At 33.8% G+C, this 21,202-nt stretch carries 23 protein-coding genes; 14 read left to right on the forward strand and 9 right to left on the reverse strand.

Going from position 1 to position 21,202, the window contains the following annotated elements; all coding sequences use genetic code 11:
• Window positions 1-3: 3 nt before the first annotated feature.
• Genes H0Z29_07605 through H0Z29_07630 form a run of 6 tightly spaced genes read right to left on the reverse strand, consistent with a single transcriptional unit; the run spans window position 4 to window position 6,657 of the window.
• Complete coding sequence (locus H0Z29_07605) at window positions 4-3,015, reverse strand: hypothetical protein (GenBank protein MBO8131366.1); 3,012 nt, start codon at window positions 3,013-3,015, stop codon at window positions 4-6.
• Window positions 2,991-3,551 (reverse strand): 2-oxoacid:acceptor oxidoreductase family protein, encoded by a 561-nt coding sequence (locus H0Z29_07610; protein ID MBO8131367.1) that lies wholly within the window; start codon window positions 3,549-3,551, stop codon window positions 2,991-2,993. The genes H0Z29_07605 and H0Z29_07610 overlap by 25 nt, the downstream gene beginning before the upstream one ends.
• Window positions 3,552-4,376, reverse strand: coding sequence for a 2-oxoacid:ferredoxin oxidoreductase subunit beta (locus H0Z29_07615; protein ID MBO8131368.1), 825 nt, complete (start codon window positions 4,374-4,376; stop codon window positions 3,552-3,554). It lies immediately after the preceding gene.
• Complete coding sequence (locus H0Z29_07620) at window positions 4,376-5,509, reverse strand: 2-oxoacid:acceptor oxidoreductase subunit alpha (protein ID MBO8131369.1); 1,134 nt, start codon at window positions 5,507-5,509, stop codon at window positions 4,376-4,378. Before H0Z29_07620 ends, H0Z29_07615 begins: the two co-directional genes overlap by 1 nt.
• Window positions 5,509-5,724, reverse strand: coding sequence for a 4Fe-4S binding protein (locus H0Z29_07625; protein MBO8131370.1), 216 nt, complete (start codon window positions 5,722-5,724; stop codon window positions 5,509-5,511). Before H0Z29_07625 ends, H0Z29_07620 begins: the two co-directional genes overlap by 1 nt.
• Window positions 5,725-5,727: 3 nt before the next feature.
• Complete coding sequence (locus H0Z29_07630; protein MBO8131371.1) at window positions 5,728-6,657, reverse strand: LD-carboxypeptidase; 930 nt, start codon at window positions 6,655-6,657, stop codon at window positions 5,728-5,730.
• Window positions 6,658-6,930: 273 nt separating this feature from the next.
• Between H0Z29_07630 and H0Z29_07635 the strand changes: the two genes are divergently transcribed.
• From H0Z29_07635 to H0Z29_07680, 10 genes are all read left to right on the forward strand, one after another.
• Window positions 6,931-7,131, forward strand: coding sequence for a thioredoxin family protein (locus H0Z29_07635; protein MBO8131372.1), 201 nt, complete (start codon window positions 6,931-6,933; stop codon window positions 7,129-7,131).
• Window positions 7,097-7,354 (forward strand): hypothetical protein, encoded by a 258-nt coding sequence (locus tag H0Z29_07640; protein ID MBO8131373.1) that lies wholly within the window; start codon window positions 7,097-7,099, stop codon window positions 7,352-7,354. The genes H0Z29_07635 and H0Z29_07640 overlap by 35 nt, the downstream gene beginning before the upstream one ends.
• Window positions 7,355-7,537: 183 nt before the next feature.
• Window positions 7,538-7,885 (forward strand): 4Fe-4S binding protein, encoded by a 348-nt coding sequence (locus tag H0Z29_07645; GenBank protein MBO8131374.1) that lies wholly within the window; start codon window positions 7,538-7,540, stop codon window positions 7,883-7,885.
• 200 nt (window positions 7,886-8,085) lie between these two features.
• The gene (locus tag H0Z29_07650; protein MBO8131375.1) at window positions 8,086-8,451 is read left to right on the forward strand and encodes a hypothetical protein; all 366 of its coding nucleotides are present in this window, start codon (window positions 8,086-8,088) and stop codon (window positions 8,449-8,451) included.
• Complete coding sequence (locus tag H0Z29_07655; protein ID MBO8131376.1) at window positions 8,451-8,732, forward strand: ferredoxin family protein; 282 nt, start codon at window positions 8,451-8,453, stop codon at window positions 8,730-8,732. The genes H0Z29_07650 and H0Z29_07655 overlap by 1 nt, the downstream gene beginning before the upstream one ends.
• Window positions 8,733-8,775: 43 nt before the next feature.
• The gene (locus H0Z29_07660; GenBank protein ID MBO8131377.1) at window positions 8,776-9,561 is read left to right on the forward strand and encodes an NAD(P)-binding domain-containing protein; all 786 of its coding nucleotides are present in this window, start codon (window positions 8,776-8,778) and stop codon (window positions 9,559-9,561) included.
• Window positions 9,562-9,712: 151 nt separating this feature from the next.
• Window positions 9,713-10,111, forward strand: coding sequence for a hypothetical protein (locus tag H0Z29_07665; protein MBO8131378.1), 399 nt, complete (start codon window positions 9,713-9,715; stop codon window positions 10,109-10,111).
• Between the two features lie 211 nt (window positions 10,112-10,322).
• On the forward strand, window positions 10,323-10,697 hold the full coding sequence (locus H0Z29_07670; protein ID MBO8131379.1) for a four helix bundle protein: 375 nt from the start codon (window positions 10,323-10,325) through the stop codon (window positions 10,695-10,697).
• A gap of 853 nt (window positions 10,698-11,550) precedes the next feature.
• Window positions 11,551-12,405, forward strand: coding sequence for an arylamine N-acetyltransferase (locus tag H0Z29_07675; GenBank protein MBO8131380.1), 855 nt, complete (start codon window positions 11,551-11,553; stop codon window positions 12,403-12,405).
• Window positions 12,406-12,418: 13 nt separating this feature from the next.
• Window positions 12,419-12,949 (forward strand): DUF4416 family protein, encoded by a 531-nt coding sequence (locus H0Z29_07680; protein MBO8131381.1) that lies wholly within the window; start codon window positions 12,419-12,421, stop codon window positions 12,947-12,949.
• Here the strand turns inward: H0Z29_07680 and H0Z29_07685 are convergent, their stop codons facing one another.
• Window positions 12,950-14,230 (reverse strand): anaerobic sulfatase maturase, encoded by a 1,281-nt coding sequence (locus tag H0Z29_07685; protein MBO8131382.1) that lies wholly within the window; start codon window positions 14,228-14,230, stop codon window positions 12,950-12,952.
• Window positions 14,231-14,391: 161 nt separating this feature from the next.
• Between H0Z29_07685 and H0Z29_07690 the strand changes: the two genes are divergently transcribed.
• Together H0Z29_07690 and H0Z29_07695 are read left to right on the forward strand one after the other, a co-directional pair.
• Window positions 14,392-15,072, forward strand: coding sequence for a serine/threonine-protein phosphatase (locus tag H0Z29_07690; protein ID MBO8131383.1), 681 nt, complete (start codon window positions 14,392-14,394; stop codon window positions 15,070-15,072).
• Between the two features lie 7 nt (window positions 15,073-15,079).
• The gene (locus H0Z29_07695) at window positions 15,080-16,525 is read left to right on the forward strand and encodes a TrkH family potassium uptake protein (protein ID MBO8131384.1); all 1,446 of its coding nucleotides are present in this window, start codon (window positions 15,080-15,082) and stop codon (window positions 16,523-16,525) included.
• On the opposite strand, the gene ade is transcribed toward H0Z29_07695, so the two are convergent.
• The gene (gene ade, locus H0Z29_07700; GenBank protein MBO8131385.1) at window positions 16,522-18,228 is read right to left on the reverse strand and encodes an adenine deaminase; all 1,707 of its coding nucleotides are present in this window, start codon (window positions 18,226-18,228) and stop codon (window positions 16,522-16,524) included. The two genes, H0Z29_07695 and ade, sit on opposite strands and share 4 nt — an antisense overlap.
• Window positions 18,229-18,230: 2 nt before the next feature.
• The gene (locus H0Z29_07705; protein MBO8131386.1) at window positions 18,231-19,148 is read right to left on the reverse strand and encodes an adenine nucleotide alpha hydrolase family protein; all 918 of its coding nucleotides are present in this window, start codon (window positions 19,146-19,148) and stop codon (window positions 18,231-18,233) included.
• Window positions 19,149-19,228: 80 nt separating this feature from the next.
• On the opposite strand from H0Z29_07705, the gene H0Z29_07710 reads away from it, so the two are divergent.
• Window positions 19,229-20,254 (forward strand): zinc-dependent alcohol dehydrogenase family protein, encoded by a 1,026-nt coding sequence (locus tag H0Z29_07710; protein MBO8131387.1) that lies wholly within the window; start codon window positions 19,229-19,231, stop codon window positions 20,252-20,254.
• Window positions 20,255-20,507: 253 nt separating this feature from the next.
• Window positions 20,508-20,882, forward strand: a complete 375-nt coding sequence (locus H0Z29_07715; protein MBO8131388.1) for a DNA/RNA nuclease SfsA — start codon at window positions 20,508-20,510, stop codon at window positions 20,880-20,882.
• Window positions 20,883-21,202 lie beyond the last annotated feature (320 nt).

Genomic DNA, 21,202 nt, shown 5'->3' on the forward strand with positions numbered 1-21,202 from the left:
ATTTTACGATATTTTTGATAGGTAATAATCAACGATGATTGTTATATAATTTTGATTGTCCTGAAGGATTTTTATGATTTTGTTATATAATTTTGTTCTGTTAAGTTTTTTTATTGAATAGGACTTCTGCAAAGGTTCAATTATATATTCCAGGTCATCTTTATAAATAATGTCGGTATCTGCTACCATAAGATGATATAAGTCTCTTATATGCTTTAAATACTTATAATTTAATATAAGTTTTAAAGAATATTTTTTTAATTCAGGTGCAATCGAGTCAATGTTTGAAAAAAGCTCTTCGGAAATTGGCTCAGTGATTTCGTGGTATGCCTTTATAATAAAGAAGGTGTTTTCAAAGTCCCTTAGTCCACCCGGGTGTTCTTTTATATTTATTTCACTATTAGTTGAATTATAATATTCATGGCATGCCTTTATCTCTTTATATATATTTTCGATAAATTCTTTCTTCCTATTAAATATATAAGGTTTTAGAATTTCTTTATGATATGTTTCTTTAAAAATTGGACTACCTGTTATTATCCTTGCCCCTAATAGCTGAGTCTGTTCGATAAAACAACTTTCAGATGGTTTATTAAAATATTTTTTCAGATCAGAAAAGCTGACAACCCAGCTTTTAAAAATGTCGGCAAACCTATTGTGTGCAATAATTGATCTTTTAATTATGTGTTTGTTCATTTTTATTACAACTTTATTCAGGAATGATTTTATTTCTCGATCGTCGGATCTTAATAATACAATTATATCGTAATCATCATCAAAAGCCTGCATCCTTGCATGTCCACCAGAGGCAAGTATTGCAGCGAGGTCTTTTGTGATATATTCTCGCCTTTTTTGTTCCATTACATATTGTTTTGTAAGCTCAAATAGCATACTTATATAGTTGTCTGAAAATGTGGTAAATTCGTCATTAATCTTTTCAAACGATGCTCCATTTAAAGCATCTATACCAACACGTAAAAATTCAAAATCATAGTATTCTCCAAGTTTTTCGATCTTTTTTTCCGTTGTAGTGAAATTATCTATATTTTTTAATAAACCCTCAGCAAATATTTTTAATTTTTCTGGCCTGTTAAAATTGACAATGAATTCAGGGTATAGAGTTGAAATTTTTGTAATAAATCTTTTAAAATAATGGCTACTTACGTAGTATAAACGACAGATATCGAAGAGTTTTTTTCTGTATTTATCAGTATCCGGGTCGAAGAAAGGCTTTTTTAGTGTATTAATTAAAGTAAATAGCAATTTTTTGTCTAAGGAATTGAGAAACTGGTTCATTATCTCAGGGTGCTTGATAAAAGTAATGCTTAAATTTTTTATTATAATTTCAGATAAAGTTATTCTACTTATAAAAGACTTAATCAGTTGTCTGATTATTTGTTCTTGTAATAGCTTTTCATCGTAAGATGCAATAATTACAATTAGAGATACCAAATTATGTGGGTAATTTATACCGCATTTAATGAAAGATTCGATTATTACGCTCCTTTTCCTCTCATTAATGTTTAGTAAATCTTTGATAAATCTTTTCAAAAGTGACTCATTTGTTTTTAAAGAATGTAGTAGGTCTTCCCAGAAATTTGATGCTCTAAAGAAACGTAATTGATTATTAAAATACTCCACAATGTTCATATTATCTGGCAAAGACTGGGGCTTCTTTAGATAGGTTGAAAATACCGATACCTTTCTAAGATGATTGGAAATAAAATTTATTAGGTTTTGAATTTCTATTTTGGCGGTTTTGATATATTCCTGATATTGAATTAATAATTGTGAATATGCTGGCGCATATGGTTTATCTTCGAACCCCATGTGTAATGCAACTTTCTGAAGATAATCGCTTGTGACACTATCATTCAGGTATATTTCATCCTCCTGGGCTATCAAAATCTGATATAAAAACCTGAAAGTTTCGATGAATGTAAAAGCTCGATAAAGCTGTATATAGTTGTCTATATTTACTTTTTCTGTCTCCTTTAAAAGGGCAAGGACTTCAAGTAATGTATTTCTTTCAACATTTTTTATAACTTTAAAAATAGATATTAGAGCTTTTATCATTCGTAACCCATCTTCTTTAGGATTGATTATGTCATCACGTATGTCCTTTAATGTTCTATCGCTTACTTCTCCAAGAAGTCCTCTTATAAATCCCTCGTGGTAGCGGTTGTCCTGTCCCCCTTTATAATAATATCTTTCTATGATCTCTTTTTTGAATCTGTTAAATAGATTTAATTTACCGAAAATTGGAACAGCAATCAGCATTTCACTAATAACAACATAATTGCTTATTTGTTTATCAAGAATTTTATGGTATTCTTCAATCGAAGCACAGTAAGATTTATATCCAATGTGTTCAGATAGGTGAAAGTGCAGCGGGGAGGCATTTTTAAACATTTCGCTATTTAGCCGGGATAAAGCTTTGTTTAGTAAGTTCCTTTTTTCGCTGCCATCGTCGATGACGCCGACATCTATGTCATCTTGATCCACTCTTGTGCCGACGCCACATATTACAAAGTTTAAATCCCTGTTATTTTTTAAAAATATATCATCAATTAAAACTGCCATATAGGAACCTGATAATTTTCTGAAATCATTACCGGTTGTAAGTAAAAATTCTTTGTAAATATCGTATTTGTTTTTGGGCGTAGATAAATTTAGCTGCAATACATCTAGAGCTTTAAGGTTTATCAGGATAAGTTGTAAAGAGTAGTAACAACCAAGTAAGTCCAATATTTCGCTTTCTGATGAAAATGATACGATTTTTTTCATTTCTTTAAGGGGATTGGGGGATAATCTATTCAGGTGAAATATTTCTAGGAGATAGTTATCAAAAATTTTCTGAGAAAGTTTATCATAGAATTTTTCAATTTTGTTGAAATATTTTTGATGATGTGGGCCGAGCCTTCTAGAAGCCTTTAATATTTCATCAATGTTTAACTCTACCCCTTCTCTTCTATATCTCATCTCGTTAATTATGTTTGATTTTTCTCTATCCACTCTTCTGCTAATTTTATTCCAGCTTGAAAAGCCTGTATATTTACATCTTCAGTTCCTCTTGGAACTCGTGATTTTATAGCCTGTATTACGGCATCCTGGCTGACTATATTTGTTAGTCTGGTAATTACACCAAGTGCTATTATATTTGATCCAAAATATTTACCCAATCTTTCAACAGCCGATTGTATTATAGGAAGACTTACAACTTTAAAATTACCCTTAGGGATTCTCTTTATTAACTGTGAGTCTACAATCAGAAGACCACCTGGTTTTAAATCTTTTGCATAACGGTCGCAGGCTTCCTGTGTAAGCGCGAGTAGCACATCAAGTTTTGTTGCTTTTGGATAGTCAATCTCATCATCCGATATTATAACCTCAGATCTGCTTGCTCCACCTCTTGCTTCAGGTCCGTAAGACTGACTTTGCGTGGCATTTTTTCCATCATAAATTGCGGCCGCTTCCGCTAAAATTCTTCCTATCAAAATCAAACCTTGGCCACCAGATCCACTCAAACGTATTTCGTATCTGTAACCCATTTATAACCTCACTTTATTGTTATTTTTTATTTCCTCTCTTATTCTTTTATATAAATCGGTGTATTCCTCTTTTTCAATATCTTGAAAGATGCCTATTATTATTTTATCCTTTAATTCGTCAGAAGAAAGGCTTTTTGCTTTCTCAATAGGGACTGCAATTTCTCTTTGCTTTTTAAGCATATCAATACCTCTATCTTCTTTGTTTTTTCTTCCAAATGCCGTGGGACATGGGGTGATGATTTCTACAACAGAGAACCCCTTTTTCAATATTGCCTTTTTTATGTATGTATCCATTTTCTGAAAGTGGTAAACCGTGGTACGAGCTACAAATGAAGCCCCTGCAGCCTTTGCAAGTTTTGAAATATCAAATGGTTGTTCAGGATTTCCATAGGGAGTAGTAGTTGTGTATTTGAAGAGAGGTGTTGTTGGAGATACCTGTCCTCCCGTCATACCGTAAATATAATTGTTATATATGAGAACGGTAATATTTATATTCCTTCTTGCGGCATGGATAAAATGGTTTCCACCTATCGCAGTAGCATCCCCATCTCCGGTTATGACTATCACCTCTAGCTCTGGTTTTGCGAGTTTAATCCCAGTTGCATAAGCGATTGCTCTTCCGTGAGTTGTATGTAATGTGTTGAAATCCATATATCCGGGAGTTCTGCTTGAGCAACCTATTCCTGAAACTATTACCGTTTTATCAGGGTCTAATTTTAATTCATCTATTACTCTTAGAAGGGATTTTAAGACTATACCATTTCCACAACCCTCACACCAAATGTGAGGTAATTTATCGATTCTTAAATACCTTAAATAATCCATTAATCACTCCATATGAGAGTTTTGTATATTTCTTCAGGAGTTATTGGTTCACCGTTAATCTTATTTATTTTTATAATTTTATCATCATCGCAAACTTCACTCTTTATTAGATATGCTACCTGTCCGAGATTCATTTCGGGGATTATTATCTTTTTCGCTTTTGCTGTATAGGGTTTTATCTCCTCACCAGGGAAAGGCCATAGGGTCTTTAATTTTATCAGCCCTACTTTAATTCCTTTATCTCTTGCTCTTGTTACAGCATTCTTAGCTGCTCTGTAAGGGGAACCGTAACAGATAACCAATTTTTCAAAATCCTCAGTAAACTGAGTATCGTATTCTATGATTTCATTTCGGTATTTTTCAAGTTTTTGATTAAGTCTTATCAGTTGTTTTTCAATTATCTCAGGATCGTTGGTTGGGAATCCCTGTTCATCACGTACGAGTCCTGTTATATGATATCTGTAACCATCTCCAAAATTTGCCATCGCAGGGATATAGGTATCATCGATCTGATAGGGAATATATTTTTCAGGTGGCACTGCTGGTTTTTTTCTGTTTATTATTTTTATTTGATCTTTGTCGGGGATTGTTACTTTTTCTGTCAAATGTGCTGTTATCTCATCTGTTAGTAATATAACAGGTACCCTGAATTTTTCTGATAGATTGAAAGCTTTTATAGTTAAATGAAATGTTTCACTGGCCGAACTTGGAGTTAATACGATGATAGGATGTTCGCCGTGCGTACCCCAGCGACTTTGCATTACATCCTGTTGAGATGGAAGAGTAGGCAGACCTGTACTGGGACCTCCTCTCTGGACATCTACTATCACACAGGGTATCTCGGCTATGCAAGCAAAGCCAATGTTCTCTTGCATTAGGGAAAAACCAGGCCCACTTGTTGCGGTCATGGCTTTAAGACCGGCAATAGAAGCACCTATAACAGCACATATAGACGCTATTTCATCCTCCATCTGGATAAAAATTCCATCTAAAAGAGGAAGTTTATATGCTAGGTATTCTGCTATCTCAGAAGAAGGAGTGATTGGGTACCCTGCAAAGAATCGGCATCCAGCCATAATAGCAGCTTCAGCACAAGCGGTATTGCCATGAATCATCATAGTTTTAGAGGGCATCAGATTTTCTCCTTCTCATTTTTTACCTCTACCTTAATTGCGAAATCGGGGCATAATTTTTCGCATATCATGCAACCAGTACATTTATCTGCATTCACAATCTTTGGGTAAAAACCTTCCATTTTGAATACTTTGGAAGGGCACATCTGTACACAGATTTCACAACTTTTACACCATTCTTTGTTTATTTTTATTTGATATTTCTTCTTTAACATCTACTACTCCCATCGTGAATTTAAAATAATTATTTTCACTGGATCTGTCTGAATTTTAACTCTCATACCCACCGGTAAAGTAATTTTTTTCTTTGTATGACCGTATGCAAGGTTTGATATTATCGGAAATCCTGGAGAGGGTATGGCTTCTTTTATTATTTCTTCCAATTTTATGGTTCTTTTTGAAAAGCAATTGTTGAATTGACCTAAAATAATTCCCCTGGTTTTATTAAAAATTTTATTATGTTTTAGGATTTGAAATAACCTATCAAGTTTGTAGCCTTTTTCATTTATATCTTCGAGGATGAGAATTGAATTATCTAATGATGGACAATATTCTGTGTTTAAAAAAGATATAAACACCGAGAGACATACAGGCAGTATTATACCTTCTGCTTCACCGTGATTTATTACATTGAGTTTCATATTTTCAGGATTTCTTACTTCAACTAAAAGTTTATCACCAGTTAACATATTCCAGAACCAGTTTTCGGTATAGTTATCAATATTCATTGATAAATCTGTGGCTACCATGGGACCCGAGAATGATATCCATTTTAATTTTCTAAGAAGAGCCAATTGTAATGCAGTTATATCAGAATAACCTACAAGTGGTTTAGGTTTTGCATTTTTTAGTTTGTCATAGTTTATCTTATCGACAATTCTTAATGCACCGTATCCCCCCCTTGCACAAATTATGCAATCTGTATCATCGTCTAGCATAAATTCTTCGAAGATTTTTGCCCTGGTACTATCATCAGGTCCTGCCATATTGTATTTACCACGTGTTAAATATTTGGAGATTTTGATTTTATAGCCTCTAGATTGCAGATACTCTATTCCTTTTTTAAGGAGATTTCTTTTTGCAGGACTTGATGGAGCTATTATTCCAATAGTGCCTCCCTCAGGCAAAGGAGGCGATTTTATATTCATTGTATTTTATCTTTTTTACAAATTACATATAAAAATTGCAAAATATTTAAGTAAAGAGAAACCATTTTTATTATAAAAATTTGCTCGTATTCCTATATTACGGATGACAATTAATTTATTCATATAAGATAGTGTTTGAAATTGCAAAAAAATATATTACATTTCGATGATTGTCGAAATGTTTTGGAAGTGAAGGAGATTTTAAGTATCAAAATCTTAGAACCAGGCTGTCCCGAATGGAACAGTTTTTAAAAGGTTGTAAAAGATGCTTTAGTGGAGCTTTCATTCGATGCAAAAATCGAGAAGATTACTGATGTGGCAAAGATGATAGATTATAAGATATTGATGACTCCTGCTCTCGTTGTAAATGAAAAAGTTAATGTTTCTGGCGGAATACCTTCTAAAGAAGAAGTAATAGAGTGGATAAAGAGGGATAGTTATGAAAATTCCAGAGATAGGCTTGATTATTTGTAATAGCGGGGCCTCAAATTCTGGATATCTAACAGGGCTTGTTGCATTTGAAATAGCTGAGAAGTTTGGAGAGGAAAAAGTCGGGATCTGCTCTCTTCCTGCTCTTGTGAACAATATTCCAAGACAAACTCAGCTTATTAAGAAAGTCCCTTATACTGTAGTGATTGATGGATGTCACAATGAGTGCTCCGGGAAAATTTTGGACAGAATAGGAATTAAGTATTAAAATTACATTAATTTAGAAAATGTTTTTGGATACAAAAAATTTGGACCCTTTACTACTTTTAAATATTCAGAGAATGATGCAAAAAGAATCTTTTCAAATATTGTCAAAATTATTGATACACAATTGAACGCGTAGTAGGTGACATTTTGTGTTAAAGGATAATTGAATTAGGGAGGTGCAAAAATGGACAAAGAAAGGAAGCGAGAAACAAAATTAGATCCGAAATTTGCTTACTGGAAGGGTATACCAAGAGAAGAAATAACTTGGCATCCTTCGATTGATGAAAGCAAGTGCACTGGATGTGGTATGTGCGTTACCAGTTGCGGAAGGAATGTTTTTGATTACGACCGGGAGAAGAAAAGGGCAATTGTAGCAAGACCTCTCCAGTGTATGGTGGGATGCACGTCATGTCAGGTGTGGTGTATATTTGATGCTATAATTTTTCCTGATTCCCAATATATAAAGGATTTGATAAAGAAGAAAAAAATATTAAGTGTCGTGAAAAAACAACTTGAGGAGAGAAAAATGTGAATATTTCAACATTGACTAACATGCAGGTACACGGTTCGCTATGCTCACTAAAACCCCACCAAGGCGAAACTTCACATATCACCAGAGCATTAAGTTAAGTGCCCAAACCTGCTAGTAATGGGGTAATATGTCAATGAGAAAGATCACAGTTTTTGGTGTAGAGAGTTTTTTAAAGAATTTTCTTTTTAAGGAGGTTTAAAATGAAAAAAGCAATACTTATCTGCACGTGTAGTTTCGCATGTCCATCGATGAAGGATATTGATTTTGCAGAACTATCCGAAAAGATCAGGCTTGAAATACCTGAGGCTTCCTACATGGTTCTTCACCCCAGAATTTGTGAGAGAAATGGTGAAGAGATGATGGCAGATCTTTTAAAAGAAGGTGTAATATACTATACTATAGCATGTAAGCCTGAGAAACAGGAAAAACTTCTTCGTGATGGATTTCAGAAAGCTGGCGTGATTATGGAAAGAGATAAAAATTGGGTGCCAATCTCTGTTCAATTTAAAAATACTGATCAGGTATTCGAGGAGATAGAAAGAGCATTGAAAAATGGAGGAGAATAATGGCTTCAAATAGCTATATGGGTATACCAAGGGAAAAAATCCCCTGGTATCCTGCTGTTGATGAAAATGCATGTACAAAATGTAGTACCTGTCTGGATTTTTGTGCCAATGATGTGTTCGAACAGGGAGAAGGTAGTGTTGAAGTTGTAAGACCTTATAATTGTGTGGTTGGATGCAGCTCTTGTCAGAATGTATGTCCATCAGGTGCGATTAGATTTCCTGATATGAGACAGTTTGTTGAAACCCTGAAAAAATTGAGAGAAGAGTATAGAAATAAATAGTTAAAATTTTTATAATTGATATAGGTTACTTTTGGAGGGATAGATGGGCGCAATAAATAGAGTTACCTTTATTGGCAGCGGCAGAGTTACATACTTTTTAATTGAAGCTTTGAAGAGAAAAGAAAAATTACCTGAGAAGGTGTATCTTTATGACCCTGATGATAATGCCGTGCAAAAGGTTATCCAGATAGATGATACTAAAATAGAAAGGGTCGATAGCTTTCAGCCTCAAATAGACGCTAATATAGTGTTTCTGGCAGTACACCCACCTATTATAGAAAAGGTTTCGCGAATAATTGTTGGAAAGCTTGATAATATAGACGCTGTTGTCTCCTTTGCTCCATCTGTATCTATAAAAAGATTGAAAAGCTATCTTTCTGGATTTTATCGAATAGTGCGAATGATACCAAATGCGCCTTCGTTGATTGGTGAGGGCTATAATCCTGTTGCTTTTAGTGATGGTTTTGATGTAAGACTCAAAAATGAGATTTTAGAGTTTTTCGCAAATTGGGGAAAATGTCCTGAGGTTAGAGAAGAAAATCTTGAAGCTTATGCAATTGTATCCGGTATGGGACCAACATATTTCTGGTTTCAGCTATTAAAGTTAAAGGAATTGGCTATCAAATTTGGTCTATCTGAGACTGAGGCAGAGGATACATTAATTTCTATGATAAAAGGGTCGGTAGACATTCTATTTAAATCGAGTTTATCAACTGAGGAGGTTTTGAGTCTTATTCCTGTCCATCCGTTGAAAAGATTTGAAGGTTCGATTAACAGCTTTTATGAAGAGAGATTAAGAGAGATTTATGATAAAATCTCTATTAAATAAAATTTCCAGGATACCAGACGTTCTTATAGTTCGCTAACGGTTTTCATAAATAAGATTTTTAAGTAAAAAATTTAAATTTTTCTAAAGTACTAATAAAAATTTTCGATAAATTATTAATGGATGATTCCTTGACGGAAAGGAGGTTATAATTATGAAACAGGTAGTTTTTGACAATGAATATGCAACTGTATGGGTATATCCGGAAAAAGGAATTATTCATCATAAGTTCAAAAAGTTTATTTGGGGTGAAGGCTTTAGACAAACGATGATGAATGCTGCGGATGCTTTTGAAAAGTATGGTTGTACAAAGTGGTTGTCAGATGATAGAGAGAATTCTGCCTTGAGACCAGAGGACATAGAATGGGGTCAGAAAGTTTGGGAACCAAGAGTTTTGAAGGCAGGCTGGAAACATTGGGCTGTTATATTACCTGAGAAGGTGGTTGGTCAGATGAATATGAAAAAGATTATCGATCGTTATAAAAGTATAGGAGTTAATGTAAAAGTATTCTCTGATTCCGAAGAAGCCATGGAATGGCTTGAAAAGCAATAAAGGGTTTAAGGACAATTTTCCTACATAATATAGTTACACTTATTTGGATGGTATCATAACTTTGCCTTAACATGATATTATATTTCAAATTAATTTTAAGCATTAAGCTTACTAAAAACACAACTATTTACTGTAGTATAAAGATAAAATCTTTTTAATTTATACATTGGTATGGATATGTTAAGCGCAATGTCTCAATGCAGAATGCAGAATGCAAATTGAAAAATGTCAAAATAGAAGCGATTTATCAGAAAGGCTATTAGAGTTCGCAGCAAGTAGCACTAAATTGACAGTTAGACTTAAAAGAACTGCTGTAGTACAGTACATAGCAAATCAGCTAATGCGAGCTGCTTCGTCTTCTGGGGCAAATTATGAAGAGGCATGTGGAGCAGAAAGTAGAGCCGATTTTATAGATAAGATGCAACTCGTCTTGAAGGAATTACGAGAGTCTTTATATTGGCTGAAACTGGTGGAGAGAAGCGACTTAATTTCTGGCAATGAGCTACAACCATTATTGGCTGAATCAAACGAATTGATCAAAATTGTTGCAAAATCGGTAATCACTGCGAAAGGAGGGGGAAAATGACTTTGCAATTTGCACATTGCAATCTTCATTTTGCAATGTTGTATTCACGAAGGAACGCCACAGTGCCGTATAGCCGCTATCGCTCATTGCAAAAATCAAAATGCAAATTGAAAAATGCAAAATCGTCTTTTGTCAGATTTGGCTTTTGTATTCAAAATGTATACGGAAATAAATCTGACTTTTGCACATTGCAATCTTCATTTTGCAATGTTGTATTCACGAAGGAACGCCACAGTGCCGTATAGCCGCTATCGCTCATTGCAAAAATCAAAATGCAAATTGGAAAATGCAAAATCGTCTTTTGTCAGATTTGGCTTTTGTACTCAAAATGTATACAGAAATAAATTTGACTTTTGCACTTTGCAATCTTCATTTTGCAATTGCCGTAAGGCTATCTTGCCCCTCGGGGAATCGCCTTCGGCGACTTCGTTAATACAAGACGTTAAGCGCAAAGGCTCAATGCAGAATGCAAAATGCAAATTGGAAAATGCAAAATCGCCTTTTGTCAGATTTGGCTTTTGTACTCAAAATGTAGACAGAAATAAATTTGACTTTTGCACTTTGCAATCTTCATTTTGCAATTGCCGTAAGGCTATCTTGTCCTTCGGGAAATCGTCTTCGGTGACTTCGTGAATACAAGACGTTAAGCGCAAAGGCTCAATGCAGAATGCAAAATGCAAATTGAAAAATGCAAAATCGTCTTTTGTCAGATTTGGCTTTTGTACTCAAAATGTAGACAAAAATAAATTTGATTTTTGCACATTGCAATCTTCATTTTGCAATTGGCGTAAGGCTATCTTGCCCTTCGGGGAATCGCCTTCGGCGACTTCGTGAATATAAAACGGACTTGCTAATGGGAAAAGTGCAGATTGGCCCATTTTTAAAAGATTATAACAATGCTGTTATTGAGTTTGTAAAAAGCGAAGGAATAGAGCAAGATTTAGAAAGATTTGAGCTTGCTCGTAAAATTTTGAAGAGGTTTTCCAGATTTCCCTACGAGAATTTGAGTAAGATAATTAAGTTAAATAGAGATTTTAATGGCTTACCTCACCGACTGCCAGAGGAAATTATCGAAGATAATTTAAAATATAATCTAGGAGGAACATGCTTTTCTTTAACATTTTTCCTCAAAAAGATTTTTGATTATTTTAAGTTTGATACATACATAATTATGGCAGATATGAGATATGCTAAAAACTCCCATACTGCTCTAATATTGAATTATAATGGAAATAAATATCTTTTGGACCCGGGATATTTGATTTTTGATCCAATACCACTGGATAAAGAGGTGAAAAGAACTTCCATTCTAACCCAGCTTTTAAAATATGATGAAAATAGCGATCGATACTCTTTGTGGACTTTTGATGGGAAAAGAATGGTCTTCAGATATAGTTTTAGAGATAGCCCAATAGCTTTTGAAGAATTTATATTCTACTGGACCGATTCGTTTCATTGGCGTACTATGCATGGCATATGTTTAACCAAAATGGATAATGATAGATTTATATATTTTCATAATAGATACTATAAAATTATTGATAAAAATAAGAAGGAGAAAGGCAATATACAGACGGATATTGCTGGCGCCATTAAATCCGTCTTTGGGATTCCCACGGATATAATTTTTAAAGCAGAAAAGGCGCTTGCTGAAAACCTGTTTTATGATAAAAGGTTGGGTCTTAAGGTACCAAAGTGGGTAAAGTAAAATGGAATTAGGTATGCCAAATCTAGTCAAATTTTTTGTAGGTAGTTTATACGTTGATGAAAATATATTAAAAATTGCTATTTCTGAACTTGAAGATTATTTTGGAAAGGTTGATCTATTCAGCGAAGAATTTGATTTCAGAGTTACTGATTATTATAACAGAGAAATGGGTTACGGAATAAAGAGAAAATTTTTCTCTTTCGAAAAATTATTTAACCCCGTTGATATTTCAACGGCAAAGATTTTTACGAATGAAGTAGAAAAACACTATCTCGCAAATGGAAAAAGAAAGGTTAATCTGGATGTGGGTTATATGGATTATGACAAGGTGGTCCTGGCATCGGCAAAGTATTGTATAAATAAAGTATATGTTGGAAATGGTATTTATGCCGATTTAACACTTCATTATGAGAAAGGTAACTTTACCCCATATCCATGGGCATTTATGGATTTTAAGAGTTTAGATTATAATAAATTCTTTTTGAAGATGAGGGAGATTTATAAAAGACAGATGAAAGAATATAAAAGGTTATTTTCTGGTTAGTTATTTTCTCATACAGCAATTTTTATATTTTTTACCACTCCCACAAGGACACGGATCATTTCTACCAACCTTTTTCTGAGGCTTAGTGCCTGTTTTATTTAAGAAATTTATGATATTATATGCAGGTCGTCCATTAATAATTTCTTGTGCCATAAAATTCATGTAAGGGGTGACATGTTTAAAAAAATATCTATAACCTTCACATAAGTAGTTTAACCCAATCTCACCATCGGGAGTTCTTTTAAATCGGTGTTTTATACATCCACCATGGCAGATGAAGTAATAATCGCATTTTTTGCAAAGTTCTGGAACATTTTGTTTTATATTTCCAAAATTTTCCAGTTTTTTATAGAGGTATTCAAAATTAAAGTTTTTCTTCAAAATATTACCTATTCTGAAAGTGGGATATACAAAATGGTCACAAACAAAAACATCACCGTTATGCTCTATTACAGGTGATGAACTGCATGATTTCTGAAAGATGCATAAGCCCGGTTCGAGACCAATCCAAGCCTGTAATGTAACATCAAAGAGGCGAACAAAGTATGATCCAACATCTTTTTTAACCCACTGGTCGAAGATTTCCGACATAAATTTACCATATTGTAATGGCTGGACAGAGTATTCAAAAACATCATCCTCTTTGTATTTGAACTCATCGATTTTTAGATCAAACTTTTTACGTTCCACTATTGGGATAAATTGCATATATTTGCTGCCTATATCCTTCAAAAAATTATATATTTCTACTGGGTATCTGGAATTTTGCCTGTTTATGCAGGTTAGCGTGTTAAATTCCACAGAGTGTTTGTTTAAAAGCTCTATAGCATTCATAACATCTTTAAAGCTCCCTACTCCACTTTTTAATTTCCTGTATTTATTGTGAAATTTTTCAGGTCCATCAATCGAAATTCCTACAAGGATATTATTATCTTTTAAGAATTGGCACCACAGATCATTTAGAAGTATTCCGTTTGTTTGTATAGCGTTTTCGACGCTCTTATTCTTTAAGTATTTCTTCTGTAGTTTAATAACATTTTTATAAAAATCTATACCCATAAGAGTTGGTTCCCCTCCCTGCCATATAAAAAATATTTTTGAAATATTCTCGCTAGAGGCAATTCTTATTAATAGGGTTTCAACAACGCTCATGTCCATTTTATAATTTGTACTTTGATTAAAAATGCTTTCTTTCCCCAGATAAAAGCAGTATTTACACTTCATATTGCATAGAGAGTCGGCAGGTTTTATGATCATGGAAATGGACTTAATATTTTTCACTTAATTATCTGCTTCTGCATTGCAAAGATAACTAAAAAAAGATAAAAATATTTATTTTAATTCCAACCTTCTTTTGAATAAATTTAAATGCAATGAAAATCTATTGCTCTCACACAACTCATAAAGGGCTAATCAGGGAAAATAATGAGGATTCTATATTAGTGAAAAATGCGGGAGATAACTTTCTCCTTGCAGTTGCAGATGGAATGGGTGGGCATGCTTGTGGTGAGGTAGCAAGCAATACCATAATAGAGGTTTTTGAAATACATGGTGATACAATTTTTAATTTTTTTTCAAAGACCGACCTGGAAAGTGCTTTAAATCATATTTTATTAAAAGGTTTAGAAAGACTTAAGGAAATAGTTCTTAAAAAGCAATCGTGTTATGGAATGGGTACTACATTGGCAGTATCAGTTATAAATGAAGGAAAATTATTTATATCTCATATTGGTGATTCAAGAGTGTACCATTTTCGTGATGGTAAGGTTCTTTATAAAACCAAGGATGATACAGTAGCCCAAAATATGGTGGATAGGGGATTATTATCAGAAAAAGAACTTAAGTATGATACGAGAAGCCATATATTAACTAAATGTATTGGAGGTTTTGATTTTTATAATATAAAATTGGAATTAGAATATGCATCTGATCTAAAGATAGGCGATTCAGTGCTTCTCTGTTCCGATGGGTTGACAGATATGGTCGAAGAGATGGATATATTTTGGGTAATTGCAGACAAGAATAGGCATGTTCCAGAGAAAGTGGATAAGTTGCTTGATATGGCATTAGCAAATGGTGGCCACGATAACGTTTCAATAATTCTGGCTGAATGTAAAGAGTAGATTAAATATGAATATCAGGAATATTTTTGGGATTCTCGGTGTTTTACTAATTAGCATTGGTTTGATTTTAATAGCACCCTTATCCATCTCAATAATTAATAACGATGGTGCTCAGTCCGCCTTTATTTCCACAATCATTATTACTCTAATCTCAGGTATACTTTTGAATATTTTAAAGATTGAAAATCCAGTTATTGAAAAGAAAGAGGCTATTTCGACAGTCGTAATTGGATGGGTGCTGGTATCTATCGCAGGTGCATTACCTTTTTATTTTTCAGGATATTTTCCCGGATTCCTAGACTCACTGTTTGAATCAGTTTCTGGATTTACTACCACGGGTGCCTCAATACTTTCTGATATAGAAAAATTGCCTCATAGCCTTCTTCTCTGGAGGAGTCTTACTCATTGGCTTGGTGGCATGGGGATTATTATATTTGTTCTAATTGTGCTTCCGCTTGTTAATGTAGGGACAAGAAATTTATACAATTACGAATCCTCATCAATAGCTCAGGAAAGACTGACTCCAAGGGTTGCGTTGACAGCGCGTATGTTATGGTTTGTATATTTTTCCTTAACGATATTGGAGACAATATTATTGAAGATATGCGGTATATCTTTTTTTGACTCTTTATTAACTGCCTTTGGGACAATCCCAACAGGCGGTTTTTCTCCTCGAAATTTGAGTATCGCAGCCTATAATAACGTATATGTAGAGATTATTGTCATGATCTTTATGGTACTTTCAGGGATAAACTTTTCTTTTTATCTAATACTTGTAAAACCTGATAAAAAGTTTGCTAATTTCAGAGAGATAATTCTGTTTTATCTTGCTTTTATGCTTTTATGTTCTTTTATTGTTTCGGTTGATCTCTTTAGAAATGTGTATGGTGACTGGTGCAAATCTCTGAGGTATGGATTCTTTCAGGTTATATCCATCAGTACCACCACGGGATTTGTAACAGCTGATTATGAGAAGTGGAGCCCTGTTACTCATATTGTATTATTAATTCTAATGATGATTGGTGCCTGTCCCGGTTCTACAACGGGTGCGATAAAAAATAGCCGGATTATTATTCTTTTTAAAAGCATTTATAGAGAGGTTCTTCATTTTCTCCATCCAAGAATGTTAAAACCAATAAGGTTGAATAATAAAGTTGTTGATGAAAACACAATTAAAAGCGCAGTGACGTACATTGGTCTTTATTTTTATTTTCTTTTATTTGCAGTATTATTGATGACCTTAAAAGGCATCGACATAAGGACAGCGATTTACTCGGTTGCTACTACTTTAGGAGGTGTCGGACCAGGTCTTGGGTTGACTGGGCCTATGTCGAATTATCTTGGGTTGCCAGCTTTTTGTAAATATATTCTGATAATAGCAATGCTTTTAGGAAGGCTTGAATTCTATTCAATATTAGTTATGTTCTCCCCAAAATTCTGGAAGAAATTTTAATTTACAAATAAAGGGATAAATTTAAACCGGGTTACTTCTACAAGTCCTTTATCAGTAAGCTTTATTTCTGGAATTACCGGTAAAGCAAGGAATGATAAAGTCATGAAAGGATTATCAATCTTGCAACCAAGTTTTTTTGATATTTTATTGAGATTATCACTTTTTTCTCTAAGTTTCATTAGAGGTTGGTTGCTCATTAGCCCAGCAATTGGTAAAGGTAATGATTCTACTATTTTCCCGTTTTCTACTACTATCTGTCCACCCCCCATCTTTTTAATTCCCTCTATTGCAAAAAGAATGTCTTCATCACTTATTCCTACTACAATTATATTATGTGAATCATGTGCCACAGTAGAAGCTATTGCGCCTCTTTTTAAGCCAAGTCCTTTTACAAAGCCTATTCCAATGTTACCTGTAGCATGATGTCTTTCTACGACTACAAGTTTCACAATATCGCTTTCTGGCTGAGATGTAAGAAAACCATTAACAGGCTCAACTTCAATAATCGCTCTTTTTGTTATTATCTGATCAGGGATTATTTCGATCACGTTTATCTTCCTACTTTCAGCTTTTACTCTAATATCATCGATATTGACCGATTTTATGTTTATTGTATTTTTAAAATCTGGTATCTCTTCTTTATAGTCAAAGGCGATTCTACCATTTTCTGCTACCAGTTTTCCTCTTTTGTAAACCTGGATTATGTTAAACTTCTCCATATCATCAATAATAACAAGATCTGCAATATAACCGGGGGCTATAGCTCCTCGGTCGTATAATCTGAAATATTGTGCTGTGTTGAAGGATGCCATTTTTACGGAGATTATTGGATCAATGCCAAGGTCGATAGCCCTTCTTACCATTGTGTTAATATGACCATAATCAATTAAAAAATCTGGATGTCTGTCATCGGTGACAAAGCTGAAATTTGTATGGTTTCTGATATTTACAATTTTTATCAATTCTTCAAGATTTCTTGCTGCAGAACCTTCTCTTATCATTATATGCATTCCCCTCTCAAGTTTTTCCAATGCTTCTTCTTTCTTTGTGCATTCGTGGTCGGACTTTATACCTGCCAGTATGTAAGCATTCAATTCTTTCCCAGATAGATATGGTGCGTGACCATCGATAATTTTCTTTTTAGCAGCATTTATTTTGTTTAATACCATATCATCACCATGTACAACACCTGGATAGTTCATAACTTCTGCAAGCCCTAATATTCTTTCGTGGCTTATCCATTTCTTTATATGTTCTACATCGAATTTTCCTCCATTTGTTTCCATATTTGTAGCCGGAACACAGGATGGAAGCATGAAAAATATATCAATAAAATCCATTTTTGATGATTCTATCATATATTCCAGCCCCTTTTCACCCATAACGTTCACAATTTCGTGAGGATCGGCTACTACAGTTGTTGTTCCATTAACTACTACTGCTTTTCCAAACTCCAGTGGGGAAAGCATTGAACTTTCTATATGAACATGCCCATCGATAAAACCCGGCAATAGAGTTTTGCCCTTTAAGTCAATCTCTTGTATAGCTTCATAATCTCCAAAACCGATTATGTATCCATTTTTTACAGCTATGTTATTTTTTTCAATTTTACCTGAAAAAACATTTATGAATCTTCCATTTTTAAATAAAATATCTGCTTTCCCGTCACCTCTTGCTATTTGTATTATGTTTTTTAGATCCATTTTTAACCTCGATTTTTCAATAATTTACTTTTTATACTGCATACAAAGCATATGGATGTTTTTGATGATGTCTTTTCACCACAAATTTTACAGCTACTTTTCCCAAATGAACTTTCTAACTTATTTTCTAATAATGGTTGGATTTTATCAAGGTAGCTAAAATAAAAATGAGCTTTTATACTTTTAAAGTGGCTTTCAAGGTTGTTTAGTGCTTCTTTATAATACAGACTATTTGCTCCTTTAGAGAGGGGGCATGTATCCCTAACATATTCTATGCCGCGTAATTCTAAGTATAGTTTTGTTTCCTGATCGGTTAGTCTTACCAATGGCTTTGCCTTCTTTGGATTGTTGTTTTCAGCAGGAATTACCGGATATTGCCGGGCTAGATATTGCACATTTGAAAATAATAAGTTACCAAGTAAAGTGGCACTAACATCATCCAGGTTGTGTCCAGTGACTATAACATCGACTCCGATTTCTTTTGCAATTTTTGATAGATAATAGCGTTTGAGCTTTCCACACACAGAGCATATCTTTTGTGAGAATGGTTTGCCAATCTCTATAATGGACAAGCCGAATAGCTCACGCATTAAGTAGGTATAAATTGGGATATTTTTTGATTTTGAAAATTTCAAAACTATTTTCTCAGATTTCTCTGAGAAGTCAACAATTCCAAGATTTATATGGATTCCAACAGTATCATAACCAAGTCTATTTAAGATATCGATACAGGCAATACTATCTTTTCCACCTGATACTGCAACACCAATCCTTTCATTTTTATTGAACATATTAAAATGTTTTATAGCCCTTTTCACTTGATTTAAAACATATTCATCGAAATGCAACTTGCAGAATTTTACATTATGTCTTGGTATTCTGAAATGTGCCTCTTTTTTACATATAGTACATTTCATCATAGTAAAATAATTTAAAATAATTACTCGTATTTTTCTTAAAAAAATGTAAAATATATATTAGAAATATGGGGGATAAACTAATGAGGGCAATGGTTTTGGAGAAAAATGTTGATCTAGCCCAAGAGAAAAAACCTTTAAAGCTTATACAGGCTACATTAAAGGACCCGGGGGATGATGAGGTTTTGATAAAAGTGGATGCCTGCGGGGTATGTCATACAGAAATTGATGAAATAGAGGGACGTGCGAAACCGTCATTTTTCCCCATTACTCTCGGACACCAGGTGGTAGGAAAGGTGGCCAAAGTAACCAACCCTGAGATAAGATTTAAAGAGGGTGACCTAGTCGGTGTAGCGTGGATTTATTCTGCCTGTGGATATTGTGAGTATTGTAAAACAGATAGAGAAAATTTATGTATACATTTTAAAGCAACCGGTAAAGATGCTCACGGTGGATATGCTGAGTTTATGATTGCAAAAGAGACTTTTACATTTAGAATTCCAGAGGTTTATAAGCCTGAGGAGGCTGCTCCACTGTTATGTGCTGGGGCGATTGGATATAGAGCTCTTCGACTCTCTGGTATTGAAGAAGGAAAATTCCTGGGATTGATGGGATTTGGTGCTTCAGGGCATTTGGTATTAAAACTTGTTAAAAAAAGATATCCTCATACTCATGTGTTCGTTTTTGCAAGAAGCGAGAAGGAAAGAGAGTTTGCAAAAAGTCTAGGAGCTGATTGGACAGGGAATATAAACGAGAAACCTCCTGAATTGCTACACGCGATAATCGATACCACTCCAGTATGGAGACCCGTTGTAGAATCGCTTAAAAATTTGAGGAGAGGGGGGAGACTTATCATAAATGCAATAAGAAAAGAGGATGAAGATAAAGATTGTTTAAGCGATATAAAGTATGAACGTGATCTTTGGAAGGAAAAGGAGATAAAAACCGTTGCAAATGTTACAAGGAAAGATGTTCAGGAATTTATTGAACTTGCTGCAAAAGTTCCAATAAAACCTGAGGTTAAGACATATTTACTTGAGGAAGCTAATGAAGCAGTTTTGGAACTTAAAGAAGGCAAGATAAAAGGGGCAAAAGTTTTAATAATTTGAGAGTAAATAAAACCTACATCTGTTACCCTTCTTTTATTGAGGCAAAATTAATAAGAAGATTAAATAGTTTTGTATTAGAATTGGAGACTAAAGATGGGATTGTTAAAGCCTATTTGCCAAATACCAGCAGGCTGTATGAATTTCTTAATCTAAGAAATGCATTTTTCTTAATACCTACTAAGGGGGAAAATACAAATATAAAGTTATTTCTACTCTTTTTTGCACCCAATATGTATTTATTGATATCATCAAGATGAATGAAGTAACTAACATACTGATAAAAAAAGGCCAAATATCAAATCTGTTCATAGGCAAAATACGGATGGAATATAAGAATTTGAATTCACGATTCGATTTTCATATTGTGTTTGAGGGTGATGAACATTTTATTGAAGTAAAGACCTGTATGCTGTGTTACAATAAAGTAGCCATGTTTCCAGATGCTTCTACACCGCGTGGCACTAAGCATTTAGGAGATCTTGAGAAAATTTCTAAAAGAAAAAATACTATATGCTATTGCCTTTATTTAATTCCAAGTTATAATGCAAAAGTTTTTATCCCCAATTCCTATACGGATTTTGAATATTATAAGACATTCGTCAATGCAAAAGGAATTAGTTTCAGATAATATAAGCTGGAATTTACTGATCCAGTCACTGTTGATTTAGGTTCTATTCAACAGGTAGTAATAGATTTTGATTTTTTAAACAGGGTAAATATTGAGCGTCGTCTGTATGTAGTAATTTACAGAAATCTGAAAGATTCATATGTTAGAAAATTAATATGAAATAATGTCAGCCTCATAAAAATTTAAATTAATCTGGCATAAATTTTGTAGCATTAAAGGATTGCCTTAGATAATAGTCAAAACGCTAGCTCTTTGAGACATTTTTACATAAAAGAAACTTTATATAGGGAAAAACTCTTACAATAATTCCCTGTTTAAAC

This window comes from Candidatus Neomarinimicrobiota bacterium, assembly GCA_017656425.1.
Lineage (GTDB): Bacteria > Fidelibacterota > UBA2242 > UBA2242 > B5-G15 > JACDNV01.